18 protein-coding genes and 1 riboswitch are annotated in these 15,910 nt (G+C 50.6%); of the genes, 1 reads left to right on the top strand and 17 read right to left on the bottom strand.

What is annotated here, in order from left to right; genetic code table 11:
* Positions 1-129 precede the first annotated feature (129 nt).
* From ACO9K6_RS05770 to ychF, 11 genes are all read right to left on the bottom strand, one after another.
* Complete coding sequence (locus tag ACO9K6_RS05770; RefSeq protein ID WP_424766589.1) at positions 130-1,791, bottom strand: peptide ABC transporter substrate-binding protein; 1,662 nt, start codon at positions 1,789-1,791, stop codon at positions 130-132.
* Positions 1,792-2,484: 693 nt separating this feature from the next.
* Positions 2,485-3,732 (bottom strand): serine hydroxymethyltransferase, encoded by a 1,248-nt coding sequence (locus ACO9K6_RS05765; protein ID WP_424766588.1) that lies wholly within the window; start codon positions 3,730-3,732, stop codon positions 2,485-2,487.
* A 79-nt stretch (positions 3,733-3,811) separates the two neighbouring features.
* Positions 3,812-4,417 (bottom strand): TIGR01440 family protein, encoded by a 606-nt coding sequence (locus ACO9K6_RS05760; protein ID WP_424766587.1) that lies wholly within the window; start codon positions 4,415-4,417, stop codon positions 3,812-3,814.
* Positions 4,418-4,434: 17 nt separating this feature from the next.
* Positions 4,435-4,893 (bottom strand): ribose 5-phosphate isomerase B, encoded by a 459-nt coding sequence (rpiB, locus tag ACO9K6_RS05755; protein WP_424766586.1) that lies wholly within the window; start codon positions 4,891-4,893, stop codon positions 4,435-4,437.
* 98 nt (positions 4,894-4,991) lie between these two features.
* Positions 4,992-5,073, bottom strand: a riboswitch (ZMP/ZTP riboswitch).
* Positions 5,074-5,144: 71 nt separating this feature from the next.
* On the bottom strand, positions 5,145-5,723 hold the full coding sequence (locus tag ACO9K6_RS05750) for a low molecular weight protein arginine phosphatase (protein WP_424766585.1): 579 nt from the start codon (positions 5,721-5,723) through the stop codon (positions 5,145-5,147).
* 41 nt (positions 5,724-5,764) lie between these two features.
* Positions 5,765-6,325: a manganese efflux pump MntP gene (locus ACO9K6_RS05745; RefSeq protein WP_424766584.1), complete on the bottom strand. Its 561-nt coding sequence runs from the start codon at positions 6,323-6,325 to the stop codon at positions 5,765-5,767.
* 115 nt (positions 6,326-6,440) lie between these two features.
* Positions 6,441-7,502 carry an L-threonylcarbamoyladenylate synthase gene (locus ACO9K6_RS05740; protein ID WP_424766583.1) on the bottom strand — a complete coding sequence of 354 codons (1,062 nt, stop codon included), beginning with the start codon at positions 7,500-7,502 and terminating at the stop codon, positions 6,441-6,443.
* Between the two features lie 143 nt (positions 7,503-7,645).
* Positions 7,646-8,326: a stage II sporulation protein R gene (gene spoIIR / locus ACO9K6_RS05735; RefSeq protein WP_424766582.1), complete on the bottom strand. Its 681-nt coding sequence runs from the start codon at positions 8,324-8,326 to the stop codon at positions 7,646-7,648.
* Positions 8,327-8,636: 310 nt separating this feature from the next.
* Positions 8,637-9,704: a N5-glutamine methyltransferase family protein gene (locus tag ACO9K6_RS05730; protein WP_424766581.1), complete on the bottom strand. Its 1,068-nt coding sequence runs from the start codon at positions 9,702-9,704 to the stop codon at positions 8,637-8,639.
* A 174-nt stretch (positions 9,705-9,878) separates the two neighbouring features.
* Positions 9,879-10,949 carry a peptide chain release factor 1 gene (gene prfA, locus ACO9K6_RS05725; protein ID WP_424766580.1) on the bottom strand — a complete coding sequence of 357 codons (1,071 nt, stop codon included), beginning with the start codon at positions 10,947-10,949 and terminating at the stop codon, positions 9,879-9,881.
* A 189-nt stretch (positions 10,950-11,138) separates the two neighbouring features.
* The gene (ychF, locus tag ACO9K6_RS05720; protein ID WP_424766579.1) at positions 11,139-12,239 is read right to left on the bottom strand and encodes a redox-regulated ATPase YchF; all 1,101 of its coding nucleotides are present in this window, start codon (positions 12,237-12,239) and stop codon (positions 11,139-11,141) included.
* Between the two features lie 249 nt (positions 12,240-12,488).
* Here ychF and ACO9K6_RS05715 point away from each other — a divergent pair, with 249 nt between their 5' ends.
* Positions 12,489-12,635, top strand: a complete 147-nt coding sequence (locus ACO9K6_RS05715) for a hypothetical protein (RefSeq protein ID WP_424766578.1) — start codon at positions 12,489-12,491, stop codon at positions 12,633-12,635.
* Between the two features lie 9 nt (positions 12,636-12,644).
* Here ACO9K6_RS05715 and ACO9K6_RS05710 read toward each other — a convergent pair whose 3' ends face one another.
* Genes ACO9K6_RS05710 through ACO9K6_RS05685 form a run of 6 tightly spaced genes read right to left on the bottom strand, consistent with a single transcriptional unit; the run spans position 12,645 to position 15,736 of the window.
* Complete coding sequence (locus tag ACO9K6_RS05710; protein ID WP_424766577.1) at positions 12,645-12,779, bottom strand: hypothetical protein; 135 nt, start codon at positions 12,777-12,779, stop codon at positions 12,645-12,647.
* 19 nt (positions 12,780-12,798) lie between these two features.
* Positions 12,799-12,921, bottom strand: coding sequence for a hypothetical protein (locus tag ACO9K6_RS05705; RefSeq protein ID WP_424766576.1), 123 nt, complete (start codon positions 12,919-12,921; stop codon positions 12,799-12,801).
* 25 nt (positions 12,922-12,946) lie between these two features.
* A complete protein-coding gene (locus ACO9K6_RS05700; RefSeq protein WP_424766575.1) occupies positions 12,947-14,212 on the bottom strand; it encodes a hypothetical protein in 1,266 nt (421 codons plus the stop codon).
* 31 nt (positions 14,213-14,243) lie between these two features.
* Positions 14,244-14,591: an EamA family transporter gene (locus ACO9K6_RS05695; protein WP_424766574.1), complete on the bottom strand. Its 348-nt coding sequence runs from the start codon at positions 14,589-14,591 to the stop codon at positions 14,244-14,246.
* Positions 14,588-14,932 carry a DUF2304 domain-containing protein gene (locus tag ACO9K6_RS05690; protein WP_424766573.1) on the bottom strand — a complete coding sequence of 115 codons (345 nt, stop codon included), beginning with the start codon at positions 14,930-14,932 and terminating at the stop codon, positions 14,588-14,590. The genes ACO9K6_RS05695 and ACO9K6_RS05690 overlap by 4 nt, the downstream gene beginning before the upstream one ends.
* Before the next feature lie 21 nt (positions 14,933-14,953).
* Positions 14,954-15,736: a glycosyltransferase family 2 protein gene (locus ACO9K6_RS05685; protein WP_424766572.1), complete on the bottom strand. Its 783-nt coding sequence runs from the start codon at positions 15,734-15,736 to the stop codon at positions 14,954-14,956.
* Between the last annotated feature and the right edge of the window lie 174 nt (positions 15,737-15,910).

The raw sequence follows: 15,910 nt of genomic DNA, 5'->3' as shown, positions 1-15,910 counted from the left end.
GCAATGGACACCTCCTTGCATAATATAGACAACTCGATTGATTCACGTAACAAGAGCGGACGGACCAATAAGCTAGGGATATATGCGGCACCCCGCATATATCCCTAGCTTCAGGTGCCGGAAGGACGACTATTGTGCTTCGTAATATCCTCTTGTATAGTCGATATCGCCTTTATAATCCAAGAAGATGTTTTTAAAGCCAGGCTTCAGCATGTAAACACTGCTGTAGTAGTAGATCGGCATAATCGGCATTTCTTCCATCAGAATCTGCTCGGCTCTTGTCATAGCCTCAATACGCTCTTTCTGATCGTCGGTAGCGTAAGCTTTCTTGATCAGTTCGTCGTATTCTGCAGAAGCGAATCCGGTTTTGTTCTGTCCGCCGTTCGTAACGAACATATCCATGTACGTCATTGGATCGTTATAGTCCGCTCCCCAGCCTGCGCGCTGCATTTGATAGTTCATGTCCGTACGGTTTTTCAGCAGTACAGGGAACTCCTGGTTCTCAATGCTTACTTCGATACCCAGGTTTTGACGCCACATTTCGACAATCGCTTCCGCAATTTTTTTGTGGCCGTCGCTTGTGTTGTAAGTCAAAGTGACTTTCGGGAAGCTTGTAAGGTTCTGCTCAGCAAGACCTTCAGCAAGCAGCTTCTTCGCTTCTTCTACATTCTCGGTGAAGTAATCATCCTTCACTTCTGTACGGAAATCTTCGTTAAGACCTTTGATACCTGGCGGAACAAAACCGAAGGAAGGTATTTCTCCTGCCATTGTTACATTCTCAACAATCAATTGACGGTCAATCGCCATCGAAAGCGCCTTACGAACCTTCACGCTCTTGAATGGCGCTTCCTCTGTGTTAAACATGTAGTAGTACGAGCTTGCGATACCTTTTTGATAGAACTCATCCTTCTTGGAATCTTTAAGGATAGGCACTTGGTCTGCAGGAATTTCGCCAGTCGGCTTACCAGTGTAATCGAGCGCGTCAGTCTCATAGTTTGCCAATTCTGTAGCAGAATCCGCAATCATTGTAAAATTAACGCCAGCAAATTTAATTTCGTCTTTTGCATAATAATTTTCGTTAGGCACCAAATTGATCGATGTGTTGTGCTTCCATTCACTAATTTTGAAAGGACCATTAGCTATAATCGTAGCCGCATCCGCTGCCCACGCGTCATTGTCCTTAGCCGATTGGTGTGTCGGAAAATACGTATAGAACGAAGTCAGGCTCAAGAAATAAGGTGTCGGCGATTTAAGCTTAACCTCCAGCGTCCCAGCATCAAGCGCTTTAATAGCAACGCCATCAGCATTAGCCGCAGTGCCCTCGTTGTATTCTTGCGCGCCGGCGATGTAATAGAACTGATAAGCATAGGTAGAGCCAGTTGCAGGATCAAGCGCACGTTTCCATGCAAATTCGAAGTCATTCGCCGTAACCGGGGCTCCATTGCTCCATTTCGCATCCTTACGGATCGTGAACTTGTAAGTGAGTCCGTCTTCAGACACATCCCACTTCTCAGCCATACCAGGAATGATTTGACCATTCTCGTCTTTACGTGTCAAACCCTCATAAATACCCGCTGCAATCGTACCCGACACGTTGTCTTCCATTAGTGCTGGGTCAAGCGACGAAGGCTCCGAGTGCATGTTCATACGGAATACTTTCGCTTCCGCTGCCTCGCCATTTGCGCCGCCGGTGTTCGCACCATCGTTGTTCTTCGGTGTACAGCCAGTAACAACAATCGCGAGAATGAGCAAAGCAGCAATAAATGAAAATGCAGACTTTCTTGTTCTCATTGAAAATCCTCCCGTTTTGTCTACCATGTTTTGATCGGACCGAAAAGCTCACTTTATGTCGAAAATACAAACGTTTGCATCGTTTTTGTAGCCTGTCCAACACAAAACCTGTACTCCGCATTCCATGAGCGCTCTTTCCACTCAAACATCTAGAGTGATGTGAATTAATAATTTTCACTATACATCCATGTTAAATTTTTATCAATATTTTGTTAGGTGTAAATTTGTGTATTTTCACAAAAATAACGCATTACTTTAGTGCTTCGACGCGTTTATTCAAGTTTATATTAAAGCTTTACAGCGTTTATTGAATTAATTGTATTTAATGATTTCATTCTTCGAAGCATATGAATACAATATAATCCATAATAAGATTTATATGAGATATATGAAATCAGGCTGTCTTTCATCATAGTTCCCAATTTTCTATTGAATAGATTGTTCGCACCTGTTCTTGTTAAGCTCCAATCCTGTTTTTTAACAAGACTTCTTATCTATCGAATACTTCTCATGTAAATTATTTATTGACTTATTTCGGTATTAAATATTTTATTACTAAGAATAAGTGCTTGTTTTTGGAAATCGTTTGCACCATAATTTATGCCGCAAACTTTTACAAAGGAGCACAAAAAAAGACCCATTCGGCAGTTTAACACCGAATGAGTCTTTTGGGATAGCTGAAAGATTTGGTATTTAATAACTCATGCCTGGGTACAATGGGTATTGCCCCGTAAGGTCGCGAACCATGCCGCGGGCCTTCTCAAGCACTTCTTGATCCTGCGGGTTTTTAAGAACAAGCGCGATAACCTCTGCGATGACCTTCATCGCCTTCTCGTCCATGCCCCGGGCTGTTGCAGCCGGCGTGCCGACGCGGATACCGGATGTAACGAATGGGCTGGTAGGGTCAAACGGAATAGCGTTTTTGTTAACGGTGATGCCGACTTCGTCAAGCACATGCTCTGCTACTTTTCCCGTAATGCTCAGGTTACGCGTATCAATTAACATGAGGTGATTATCGGTGCCGCCGGATACGATATTGATGTCTCTGGCCAACAGCTCTTCAGAAAGCACCTTCGCGTTATTTACGACCTGCTGTGCATATTTCTTGAATGCCGGCTCTAACGCTTCGCCAAGAGCGACAGCTTTTGCCGCAATAATGTGCATCAAAGGGCCGCCTTGCGAGCCGGGGAATACCGCTTTATCGATTGCAGCAGCCCAAGGCTGGCGGCAAAGGATCATACCGCCGCGAGGTCCGCGCAGCGTTTTGTGGGTAGTTGTCGTTACAAAATGCGCGTGCGGCACTGGGCTTGGGTGAAGGCCTGCAGCTACAAGACCGGCGATATGCGCCATATCGACCATGAATAATGCGCCTACGTCATTAGCGATTTTGCCAAGCTTCTCGAAATCGATAATACGCGGGTATGCGCTCGCGCCTGCCACGATCATACGAGGACGGTGCTTGAAAGCAAGCTTGCGCACTTCTTCGTAATCAATCGTGAAGGAATCCTCTTGCACGCCGTAAGCAACGAAGTTGTACAGCAAGCCGGATGCATTAACCGGGCTTCCGTGAGTCAAATGTCCGCCATGCGCCAAGTTCATACCAAGAACGGTATCTCCAGGCTGCAGAGCAGCAAGGTATACGGCCATGTTCGCTTGCGCGCCGGAGTGCGGCTGAACGTTCGCGTGCTCAGCACCGAACAGCTCCTTCGCGCGGTTTCTAGCAATGTCCTCTACGATATCCACATGCTCACAACCGCCGTAATAGCGTTTGCTTGGGTAGCCTTCCGCATATTTATTCGTAAGTACCGATCCCATTGCTTCGAGCACTGCTTCGCTTACGATATTCTCCGATGCGATAAGTTCAATGTTGTCACGCTGACGCTGAAGCTCAAGACCTAGCGCTTTTAGTACTTCCGGATCTTGTTTACGCAAATTTTCCATTTTAATAATCCTCCTCAAATTGGTTGTGCTTATCTATTAATTTAGAACATAACATCCAAACCTCATCATTCCTGAATCATTATTCACAAGTGCCGGCAGATTGCTCCGGCTTTATATTGGTCTCCAGCTCGTACACCGCACGAGCGCCGCCGATCAGCTTCGGTCTCGTCACCGCCATTGTGACATGCGCCGCGCCAATGCTGCGAATGGAAGGGCGAACAGGCACCGCGACACGCTTCAGATGCATGCCGATAAAGGTGTCGCCGATATCAATGCCTGCATGGGCTTGAACGGCTTCTGCCAGACACGGCTCTTCCAGCTGGCGATATGCGTAAGCGGCCATTGAACCGCCTGCCTTCGGCACAGGAACCGCAGCGACAAGCTCCAGTCCATAACGCTCGGCAGCGGCACGTTCCATTACAAGCGCGCGGTTCAGGTGCTCGCAGCATTGGAAAACCGGCACGAAGCCAATCTCTTTGCGGACAGCCTCTACGCCTGCGTAAATTTGCTCAGCCGCTTCTACCGTGCCAGCCGTGCCAATCCGCTGTCCCAGCACCTCACTGGTGCTGACGCCAATGACAAGCAGCTGACCCCCAGCCAGCCTGCCTGCGGAGGCTAGCTCACGAACGATCGTCTCCACCTGTGCAGCTATGTTATACAGCTGTGAATCATCGTTTATTGTCATCGTGATAAGCTCCTCAATTAGGACTTTCCGGCATACTTATCTTCGATTTGCTTCACTTTATTCAAACGTCCAACATGACGTTCGCCGCCCGAAAACGGGGTTTCGAGCCAAATACGCACAATTTCCTCGGCTATGCCGGGACCGATAACACGCTCGCCCATGGATAGGACATTCGTATCGTTATGGTCGCGAGTCGCTTGCGCCGTGAACAGGTCGTGCACCAAGGCGCAGCGGATGCCCCTTACTTTGTTCGCCGCAATCGACATGCCGATTCCCGTTCCGCAAATCAATATCCCCCGATCTGCTGTTCCGCTCGTAACAAGGTCGCATACAGGCAATGCGTAATCCGGATAATCGACCGATTGTTCACAGCTGCAGCCTACATCCTCAACCTCGTGACCAAGCGATTTCAGAAAAGGTACGATAACTTCCTTCAGGCTGTAGCCGCCATGATCAGCACCAATAGCAATTTTCAACGGAAAAGACCTCCTTCGATATGAAACCTCACAGCTCTAGTATACCTATTTTTGCGAAAAAAGACGAAAAAAGAGCAAGACATGCTTATCAGCATGCTGCTCTTTGCCCAGGCGACCGGCCGTATATTCCGATGCTCCACCGTGGTTAGCCCACTTCCGTCGCCAGTTACATCGGAAACCGTATATTGTTCTTTTATAATAGCCTAAGCGTCCGGAAAAATCAATCCATAACGAAGAAGTAAACCACTTAATTATCGCTTTGCCAGCTTGTCCAGCAGACTCATAAGCGCCGTCTCAATCTCATTGGCGCAGCTCTCATAGACGGACAGCGTGCCGCCGAACGGGTCGACAATATCAAAGCTAGGAATGCGCCGCTCCAGCTCGAGCAGCCGATTGCGCTCTCCAGCCGTCAGCTGCTGTCCAAGCGCTTGCTTCATATGCAGCTCTGTATACAGCCCCTCGAGCTCCTCGATATCCGCTTGCACCTTTTCATTCTGATGCGCGTATTCCTTCAGCGTGTAGGTCTTGTCAATCGCGTCCGGGAACCACTGCAGCAGTCCCCGCTTATGGTTAGCCGTCATGGTCAATATAAGATCCGCCCAACTCACAGCCTCGCTCGTTAAGGCCAGCGAAGTGCTTGCATGCTCTATCTCGCGCTGCCGCAGCGTCGCCGCAGCATGCGCTGAAACAGGCAGCCCGTCTACGGTCGAAATGCCCGCCGAGCGCACTGCAATAGTAATCCCTCTATATGCAGCCATACGCCGCAGCATCGCTTCCGCCATCGGTGAACGGCATGTATTGCCTGTACAAACGAATAATATGCGCTTCATACTGCCAGCCCCTTTCAACCCATGATGAGCAGTCATTCATTTCAAAAAATAAAAAAAATGCCAAATATGAGCAAAATCGCCCCTCCGCACGCCTCACCATACTCGCCGAGATTGCCGCTTACTTTACGTCCTAGCATTAAGCCCAGCACCGACATTAGACCGCCAAAAAAACCAAATAACATAACCGTTACCCATATATTCGCCGCAAACATGCCTAGTGTGATCCCGACAGAAAAGGAATCGACACTAACACTAAGCGCCAGCACAAGTAATCCCCACAAGGAGCGATGATCGAAGGATTGCACCGCCTCCCCGCGCAGCGAGCTGTAAATCATATGGCCCCCGAGCAGCACAAGCAAAATTCCAGCGGCTGTCGTAGCCACATCCCCTAATAAGCTGCTTACAAATTGCCCTGTAACCATGCCTGCCAAAGGCATAAGCATATGAAAGAAAGCAATGACGACTCCCAGCTTCAAAATATCTCTCAGTCTTATACCCTTAAGGCCAATACCCAGTCCAAGCGAGAAAGCGTCCAGCCCAAGCGCCAGCGCTATAATAAGCAGCGTCAAAAGCTGCCCGACCTGCAATTGTGCTTCGATCAAAGCCGATCTCCCCCCATATCCGCCCATATTCTCTACCAAACATATGCGGACATGAGGACAAACATACTAAATGCCGTGACCAGCTAATGTAAACTTTAAAGCCTCAAACACTCACCTATACTCGCACGATTCGATTGCCTGCTGCCTTCGCCATCCGGTTCATAAGCGCTGCACCGATGCCCTTTTCTGAGCAGCACTCCGCCCAAATGCGCTGAGCTCCCGCCGAATCAAAATCCCTTAGCGCGGCGTATAGACGCTGCGCTGCCGCTTCGGGCGCAAGCTCGCTGCCGAGGGACAAAACCTTGTCTGCCGAGTAAGCGGGCAGGCGCTCCTCGAATGCCAGCACACCCGTTACCTGGCTGCGCTGCCGAGCCGCTTCCGTCTGTGCTTCAATATAGCGCACAACGTCCTCCGGCTCGCCCTGTACAAGCTCAAGCTCCCCTTGGGGCGCATAATGCGTATACTTCATCCCAGGCGAGCGCGGAGCCGCTTCCGGCGCTTCAATTGATACGCTGTCAATTAGCGCATTCGGAGCGGCTTGTTGAAGCGCCTCTTGCGTTACGCCTCCAGGCCGAAGAATACGGATCCCCTCTTCACCAATAAGCTCAATAACCGTTGACTCGAGGCCAACGCCAGTAGGACCATCGTCGATAATGCCGTCCATACGGCCATCGAGATCCTCCAGCACATGCGCGGCCTCCGTCGGGCTTGGCCTGCCTGAGCGATTGGCGCTCGGAGCAGCAACCGGACAGCCTGCCAGCGCCAGCAGCTCCAGCGCCGTTCGATGATCGGGCATTCGAACGCCTACCGTATTCAGTCCCGCTGTCACAAGCGGTGACAGCGTATTAGGACGAACTGGAAGCACGATTGTCAGGGGACCAGGCCAGAAACGGTCCATTAGCTTGCCGGCCAGCTCCGGATAAGACAGAACCCAATCCTCGAGCTGCCTCCGGTCCGCGATATGCACAATCAGAGGATTATCAGAAGGTCTCCCCTTCGCCGTGAAAATTCGCTCTACCGCCGCTGTGCTGCGAGCATCTGCTCCAAGCCCGTAAACAGTCTCTGTCGGAAAAGCAACAAGACCGCCATTGCTTAGAAGCTTGGCCGCATCGGCAAGCTTGTCTCGGCGCTGAACGTCATTTCCTTCATAGACGCGCCATACTTTTGTTATCGTCATCTCTATTCTTCAATCCTTGCAATAAAATTAAAATGTCCAATCACACGTTAATTATAGCATATGTGCTGAAAAACGAGCAGAAACGACAGCGTCTCTTTGTAAAAAAGACAAACTGTCGTTTCTGTGCCCCGCGGTTTCATGCATTAGAACAATGACTTGATCCAATCGATTAAATTTTTAAGCATTTCCCAGAGGAAAAACTTCGCTTCCGGCGCCTCTCCTTGCGTGGAAGCCGCTGCTTGGACGACCGACTTCTCGGAAGTGCTGCCTTCTGCCGATCCAGGTACCGATACGGATGCCGAAGCTTCCCCGCTCACAGCATCAACGAAGCAAAGCGGCGGGAACAGCACACACCACCAGTTTTGGCCGCTGCCCTCGCCAAGCGTTATGCGGAGCGCTTCGTAATCGCCGGCCGGGTACACCTTGCTGCCGTACATTTTTGTAGGAAATGCAACTAAGCCCAGCTCAGCAGAGGAGCCGTAATCAAAGCCACGGCTGAGCAGCACCTCTGCTGTAATTCGCTCAATCTCAGGCATATGGCCGATGATCGTCTGGCGCGCTTCCTCAATCGTCTGAGGAGCTGTGACCCATCCATTCATCGCTTTAACGATCTCATCACGCACGATGCGCTTAACCAGTTGATCGGCGGGACTATCGGAATTAGCTAAAATACGCAGACGAATCGCTTCCTGCGGAATATCGCTACCGGCGACGGCCGCATCCATTTGCTGAGCTTCCCAGCTCATCATTAAAAGAATAAGTGCAAAAATAATAAAACCATAGGATTTGCGATAAGGAAATTTATAGGAATAAAAGCGGGACATACACACAAGCTCCTCTCGTCGCACCCGTCAGTGCGTCTGCTTGCGTTCCGGAACGTTTCTATCCGTCAGTATGTCCGCTATTGGAAATATATAAACCTAGCAATCTCGTTTTTACGGTTTCTAGCGTTTGTTGCTGCCGATTATGAGGTCCCGCGTTTTTTGCTCCACTATCCCCTCTGCTCAGGAACAGGATGCGTCATCGCCAAACGAGACATTCAACGGTAGGGAGAGTGCACATTTTTACGAAGCAAAATTTTAACGATAAAGAAGGACGTTGGCTTGGATGATCAAGCCAGCGTCCTTCTTATCGTTATTCCGTCTGTACCGCGATGACATGCCGTTCAATACCGGCATAATCGCTGATGATGCGTATGTCGTTCCATGCGCCTAAGCTGCGCAGCAGCTCGGCGACGATGCGAGGCTGGCCTATGCCGAGCTCAAATGCCACGATGCGGGGCAGCTTGGCAAGCAGCGGCAGTTGCTCCAGCATGCGGCGGTACGGGTCGAGGCCGTCCGCCCCGCCATCCAGCGCGAGGTGCGGCTCATAGTCGCGCACCTCGCGCTGCAAGCCCTGCAAATCCGCCGCCGGAATATAGGGCGGATTGGATACAAGCACGTCGACGGCTAAGCCAACGTGCGGGGCAGCAGAGCTGCCCAAGGGCTGCCCGCGCCCAGGGATGAAGGGCGCGAGCAGGTCGCCCTGCACGAACGCCATTCGGTCCGCCGCTTTATGGCGGGCCGCGTTCGCGCGGGCGACTTCCAGCGCGTCCGGCGATAGATCGGACGCGCACACGCGCCAGCGAGGACGCTGCGAAGCCAGCGTCACGGCGATGGCGCCGCTGCCTGTGCCGACGTCAACGACCGTCGGCACCCGGCCATCCGCAACGGCCCCCCATTCATAGAGTGAAGCCGGTTTTGGTTTGCTGCCGACGCCGCGGGGGCCGAGGTAATCGCCTTCCGCTCCGCCCTTTCTGTCGCCGGCATCCTCCCTGCTCGCCGCAGGCCAGAGCCGATCAGCCGCCTCGATTACCGCCTCGACAAGCAGCTCCGTCTCAGGGCGCGGAATAAGCACGGCAGGCGTTACAGTGAACGGTCTGCCGTAGAACCACTGCTCGCCGATCATATACTGCACCGGCTCTCCCAGCGCTTTACGCCGTACCAGCTGCTCCCACTCGGCCAGCCGTCCTGCGGGAAAAGGCTCTCCTCCATCCCGAAGCAGAGCTGCCCGGTCAATCCCCAGCACATGCATAAGCAGAAGCTCCGCATTGTTGCGCGGCTCTTCAACGGCTTCCGCTTCTAATATAGCTGCCGCGCGCATGCAGGCCGCGCGAATCGTTAACGCCCCCGTAAACCATGGCTCGTCTATCGGACTGCTCATCCCATCAAACGCCCCTTCCACTCCTCATTTTCTATGCTTCACTCGTCCATCAAGCGCGAATAGGTGCAAATCCCCTATTACAACCGAGCTTCATTCCCTAGATGTTCCAAGCAAAACAAAACGCCGGACCGCAGCTTGCATACAGCAAGCTTCCAGCGGCCCAGCGCAGCTTTCTTACACCATTTCACGTTCCATCAGATCTGCTTGCTCCGCGATCGTAAGCGACGAAATGATCTCGCTCATGTCGCCGTTCATTACCGAATCAAGCTTATGCAGCGTCAAGCCGATACGGTGATCCGTTACACGACTTTGCGGGAAGTTGTACGTCCGAATCCGCTCGCTGCGGTCGCCCGTACCCACCTTGCTCTTCCGCTCGCCCGCATATTTCGCCTCTTCTTCTTGACGGCGAACATCGAAAATACGCGCACGCAATACTTGCAAAGCTTTCGCCTTATTCTCGTTCTGAGACTTGCCGTCCTGACAAGTCGCCATAATTCCGGTCGGTACGTGCAGCACGCGAACCGCGGATTTCGTCGTATTAACGGACTGTCCGCCTGCTCCGCTGGAACAGAACGTATCAACCCGAATATCCTTGTCAAAAATTTCAACCTCAATATCTTCTACCTCCGGCATGACCGCTACCGTGGAGGTCGACGTATGAATGCGGCCGCCCGATTCCGTAACCGGAATACGCTGTACGCGATGCGCGCCGCTCTCAAACTTCAGCTTGCTGTAAGCGCCCTTGCCGTTAATCATGAAAATAACCTCTTTGAAGCCGCCCAGGTCATTCTCGCTGAAATCCATCAGCTCTACGCGCCAGCCTTGCGTATCCGCGAACTTCGTATACATACGATACAACTCATAAGCGAAGAGAGCCGCTTCATCTCCCCCGGCAGCGCCGCGAATTTCAACGATAACATTCTTATCGTCATTCGGGTCCTTCGGAAGCAGTACGAGGCGAATCTTCTCATCAAGCTGCGCTTTGCGCTCGCTTAACTCGTCGATTTCCATCTTCACCATTTCGCGCATTTCGTCATCGAGCTTCTCTGCCTGCATCAGCTTCGCATCATCGAGCTGCTCAGACACTTGCTTATATTCCGTAAAGGCATCATACGCCTCTTGTAAATCCGATTGCTCCTTGGAAAGCTCTCTAAGCCGTTTCGGGTCGCTGGACACGTCCGGATCACACAACAGCTCACTCAGCTTCTCATATCGGTTTGCGAGTGCTTGTAATCGATCTAACACAATCAGTCACCTCTGTTTATTCCAAATAGGATATTCTTCATTATAACATATCAAAGGCATTCTTTCGATACTCTTCCTACATATGCTCGTCAGCCACTTTTTGCTACAGGAGCAGCTAGCCGGGCTCTGCAAAGGCCCCGCAAGCGCAAATACGCGCCTGCAGGGCCTTATCAACGTTCGAAGCTATTTTTATACGTTAAAACGGAAATGCACAACGTCGCCGTCACGCACCACGTAATCCTTGCCCTCGAGTCGGACCTGACCCTTCTCGCGAGCCGCTACCATGGAGCCTGCCGCTGCGAGATCAGTAAAGGATACAACCTCCGCCCGGATAAAGCCGCGCTCGAAGTCGGTGTGAATGACGCCTGCGGCCTGCGGAGCTTTCGTGCCGGCGCGAATGGTCCATGCGCGAACCTCCTGCACGCCAGCTGTAAAATACGTATACAAGCCAAGCAGCTTGTAAGCCCCACGAATCAGACGATTCAGCCCTGATTCCGCCATGCCAAGCTCCTCGAGGAACATTTCCTTATCCTCGCCCTCAAGCTCGGCAATTTCCGATTCTACCTTCGCGCTGATCGGAACGACCTCGGCGTTCTCCTGTGAAGCAAATTCACGGACCTTCTGCACATACTCATTGCCATCCGTGTCAGCGACTTCGTCCTCGCTCACATTCGCCGCGTACAGCACAGGCTTCATCGTCAATAGATGCAGATCGCGAACGAGCAGCTTTTCATCGTCGCTAAGCTCCAGGCTGCGCGCCGGTTGATCGTTATACAACGCTTCCTTGATGCGCTCAAGCACCTCGACCTCTTGCGCGATCTTTTTGTCGCCGCCTTTTAAGTTTTTGCGGGAGCGCTCGATCTTCTTGTCCACCGAGTCAATATCCGCCAGAATCAATTCCAAATTAATCGTCTGGATATCGCTGATCGGATCTACTTTACCGGATACATGCGTAATATTCTCGTCCTGGAAGCAGCGCACCACATGAACGATCGCGTCAACCTCGCGGATATGCGCCAAAAACTTGTTCCCAAGTCCTTCGCCCTTGCTCGCGCCTGCCACCAGGCCGGCAATATCAACAAACTCGAACGCTGTCGGAACGATGCTCTTCGGGACCACAAGCTCAACCAGCTTGTCCAGACGCTCATCCGGCACCTCGACAACGCCGACGTTAGGATCTATAGTGCAAAAAGGATAATTGGCCGACTCCGCGCCCGCCTGAGTAATTGCGTTGAACAAAGTCGATTTGCCGACGTTCGGCAGTCCGACAATACCTGCTTTTAATGCCATGCTGTAAGACACCCCTATTTCCGAAAATAAATGACTCCCGCTATTATACCCCAGTGACCCCTACTTTGAAAGTCCCAGCGCCTAACCGACACCGCCTCGTCCATGCCGCCCGCCTCGGAATGGTTCAACCCGCACTGGAAATACTACCGAGGCGCACGCTCGCTTCATTGAAAGCGTATTGGCCAAAAGCCAAGCCTGCGGCCGCGGAGCACAAGCTGCAGCACTAACTTTAAAGGAGGTGATGATCAGATGGAAAATCAGACGCATCAGGGAAACTACAAGGGCACGACGAACATGCATGCCAAAAATCAGGACATGGCGTTCGTGAACGACACTATTGAGGGCACCAAATCCGTGTCGAACTACACGACCAAGAAGAAAAAGACCGATAAGTAGCGGCAGCGGTTAAACCATAAAACGGCTGCCCGCAATTGGGGCGTCCAACGAGCCATGCCGCTGGATTTCAAAAAAAATAAGCCCGGAGCTTGCCAGCTCTACGCTGGATCCCTCCGGGCTGATGTGCTGTTTGCTATACATCAAGCAGCACAACTTCTCAACGCTACATCCGCAAAGGCGCCTCCTGCAGATCAGCTCTCGATTGCAGGTAGCGGAAGAAGGACACCGAAGCTTCAGCGCGCGTCACTTGTTTCTCAGGCAGGAACTTGCCCTCTGACAGGCTCATAATTTTTACTTCCGACTTTCTTTACTTACGCCGTTTTCCGGGGTCTTATCATACCTCTTAGTTTCTCCAGCATATAAACAGCGAGCCACGAGAACAAAATAATAAATAACGGCATGACCGTAAAATTATAACGATACTCCGGTACAAATAGCAGTCGAATCATGGACATGATGATGATGACGACAACGAGCATTACCGCCGGATGCCTCCAGCGCCATAAAAGCAGCAATATAGGAATCAAGCTGCCATATACGATCAACTGATGAATATTATGCCCTCTCGGATAGACCGTAAAGCCTGGCTCATGACCCGAGCCGAAGAACATCCGGTTGTATGTATACTCCAGCTTGCCGATCGTATACCATTTCACATACTTCCAGGTTTGCTGCGTGAAACCGGCCTTAATGCGGGCCAAAGCGACCTCGTTCTGCGTCAATCCCGTTGGATCCACGATTTTGTCACTGTAATCCTTGTCCGGATAAGTACCGGCCTTGAACGGATTCGTCTGGGAAGCGGTCAATACAAATTCATTCAGCGTCACAACATTCCGTATCCACCAAGGCAGCATCGTCGCGGACAGACATAAGCCAGTAATAATGCCGAGCAGAGCCACTCTTTTGAAAACAGCTCCTCTTTTCACCGGTGCAGCGGCCTTGCGCTTCATCTTGCGCGGAAACCATTGCTGCAGCAGGAACACGCCATATAAAGGCACAAATATTGGCAGAAACTCCGCTCTTACGAGAACCGTAATACCAAGCAGCAGCCCTGCAATCGCGGCATCTCGCTTCCGCTGCGTTTTAAACGCATAAATTTGCATCGCCAGATAGCACATTAAAAAAAATAAAGCGAGCGTTTCCGTCAGTACAGCGCCAGTCGCCCAAATAAACGGATGATAAACCGCACCTAGAAAAATCGCAAAGGTGGCCACCCATTTGTTTCTCGTGACGAGCATCGCAATGATGAACATTGGAATTAAAGAGGCTACGCTGATCAAAGCCTGCACCCATCGGATGAGCGGGTACAGCTCGACATTCCTCTGATCGGCAACGAGATACAAGGCCGTCATAAACAATGGATAGCCAGGCGTTACTCGCGCATTTGGCACCTCTTCCTTATAAGCATAAATACCTTTATCCAATAAACGTTCCACCATTTCCATATAGTGGTTCGTATCATGCGATACCTTATGCTTGACCGAGGTTAAAAAATCAGCTCTTAGCCATAATGCAAGCAAAAAAATAAGGACGATCAGAATCGTCACCGTTTTATTCCTTCTTACCCATTCAACCACGTAGACTTCCTCCTCGTTCCTTGCCGCCGACTTACTTCCAGGCCAATACAACAACGCCAACTAAAATAATAGCCGCACCAATCCAGCGCTGAAGCGGTACTGATTCATTGAATATGAAAACAGCTGCAATTAGAGCAATGACATAAGCCATGCTTTGCAGCGGATAGGCTAAGCTAAGCGGAAGCTTCTTCAATACATACAGCCACATGACTGTGGCGACTCCATATAGAACAAGCCCTGACCAAATGTGTGGAGACCATAACAGCGATACCCAAGAATCTCCCTTGGACGTATCCAGCCTGTTCATACCCGCTTTCCATAACAATTGGCCCGAAACAAGCAGCAGCACATTAAGAAACAATACAATATAAGCGATCACGAATCCGACCTCTTCCGCTCATGTAATTCATGCTGTAAAATGCCTAATTCCTGCGTTAGACGTATAACCTTCTCCGATAATTTCGATACGATGACCGTAAGATGCAAAATCAATGCCACACAGAACAAAATCCCAACTAGAAATAACAACGCCGGCGCGTAAGCAATGCCGACAGCATCCGCCAGCGAATCAATAATTTGTACCCTAACCGACAAAATTAGCATCACGACGCCAAACAGCAGCCAAAGCATCGAATACTGCTCCCGAAGCAATCTACGATTAATTAACACAATGAGTACGAATAAAAAAGCTACACTTGTGATAATCCACAAGACTTGCATGGTATATCCTCCCTCTTCTCACTACGATTGAACCTGCGCCGGCTTCGTTGCCTTCAAGCTGCGAATGAACAACGACAGCGTAACCTTAATCATATAATAGACCGAACGCATCGCATTTATAGAAGAAGTCCCTCCTGTACGAGCCTCCATCACAACAGCAACCTCGCTCGTGCGCAGTCCGCTGCGATGAATGAGAACAATCGAATCAACTTCCGGATAGTCCGTAGCATAATCACTCTGGAATACTTCGATCGCATGTTTGTTGGCAGCGCGAAATCCGCTTGTCACATCAAGCACACGCTTATGCGTCATGGCACTAACGATCGTTGACAAAATTTTAATACCGACACGGCGCGTCGCCGAGGACAGGAAGCCTGTCTGATCGATAAATCTGGAGCCGATTGCAAGATCCGCTTTCCCTTCCAGCACTGGCGTTAAAATGCGGTGAAGCTGCTCTGCCTTATGCTGACCGTCCCCATCAACTTGGATCGCTACATCATAGCCGTAACGATACGCATATCGATAACCGGTCTGCATCGCGCCCCCTATGCCAAGATTAGTTGGAAGTGTGATCACAGACGCGCCATAGGCTTCCGCAACCTCTTGCGTACGGTCCTTCGAGCCGTCGTTAATAACCAGAATATGAGCAGAAGGACAATGCATCTTAACATCACGGATCACATGGCTTATGCTGTGCTCCTCATTATAAGCCGGTATAATGATCAATATCTTCGCTGAAGCAAGACCTTGCCGCAGGGACTCCTCTGTAACCGCGACGCCCTCTTTCGTCATAACTGCGTTCACTCCATCATCACTCCTTAAATCAAAGTTGGGCACGCAAATGTACACAATTATATCAATTTTACATAAACACTCTCTTAGAAAGCAACTAATAATATTGTGAATTTGTGTAAAAAATGTATATAATCTTAGATAATGTATACAAATAACTACCTAATTTGGAAATCACTTCATTCG

This window comes from Paenibacillus praedii (assembly GCF_049725345.1).
In the GTDB taxonomy this organism is placed as follows: domain Bacteria; phylum Bacillota; class Bacilli; order Paenibacillales; family Paenibacillaceae; genus Pristimantibacillus.
This window is presented reverse-complemented; position numbering and strand designations above follow the sequence as displayed.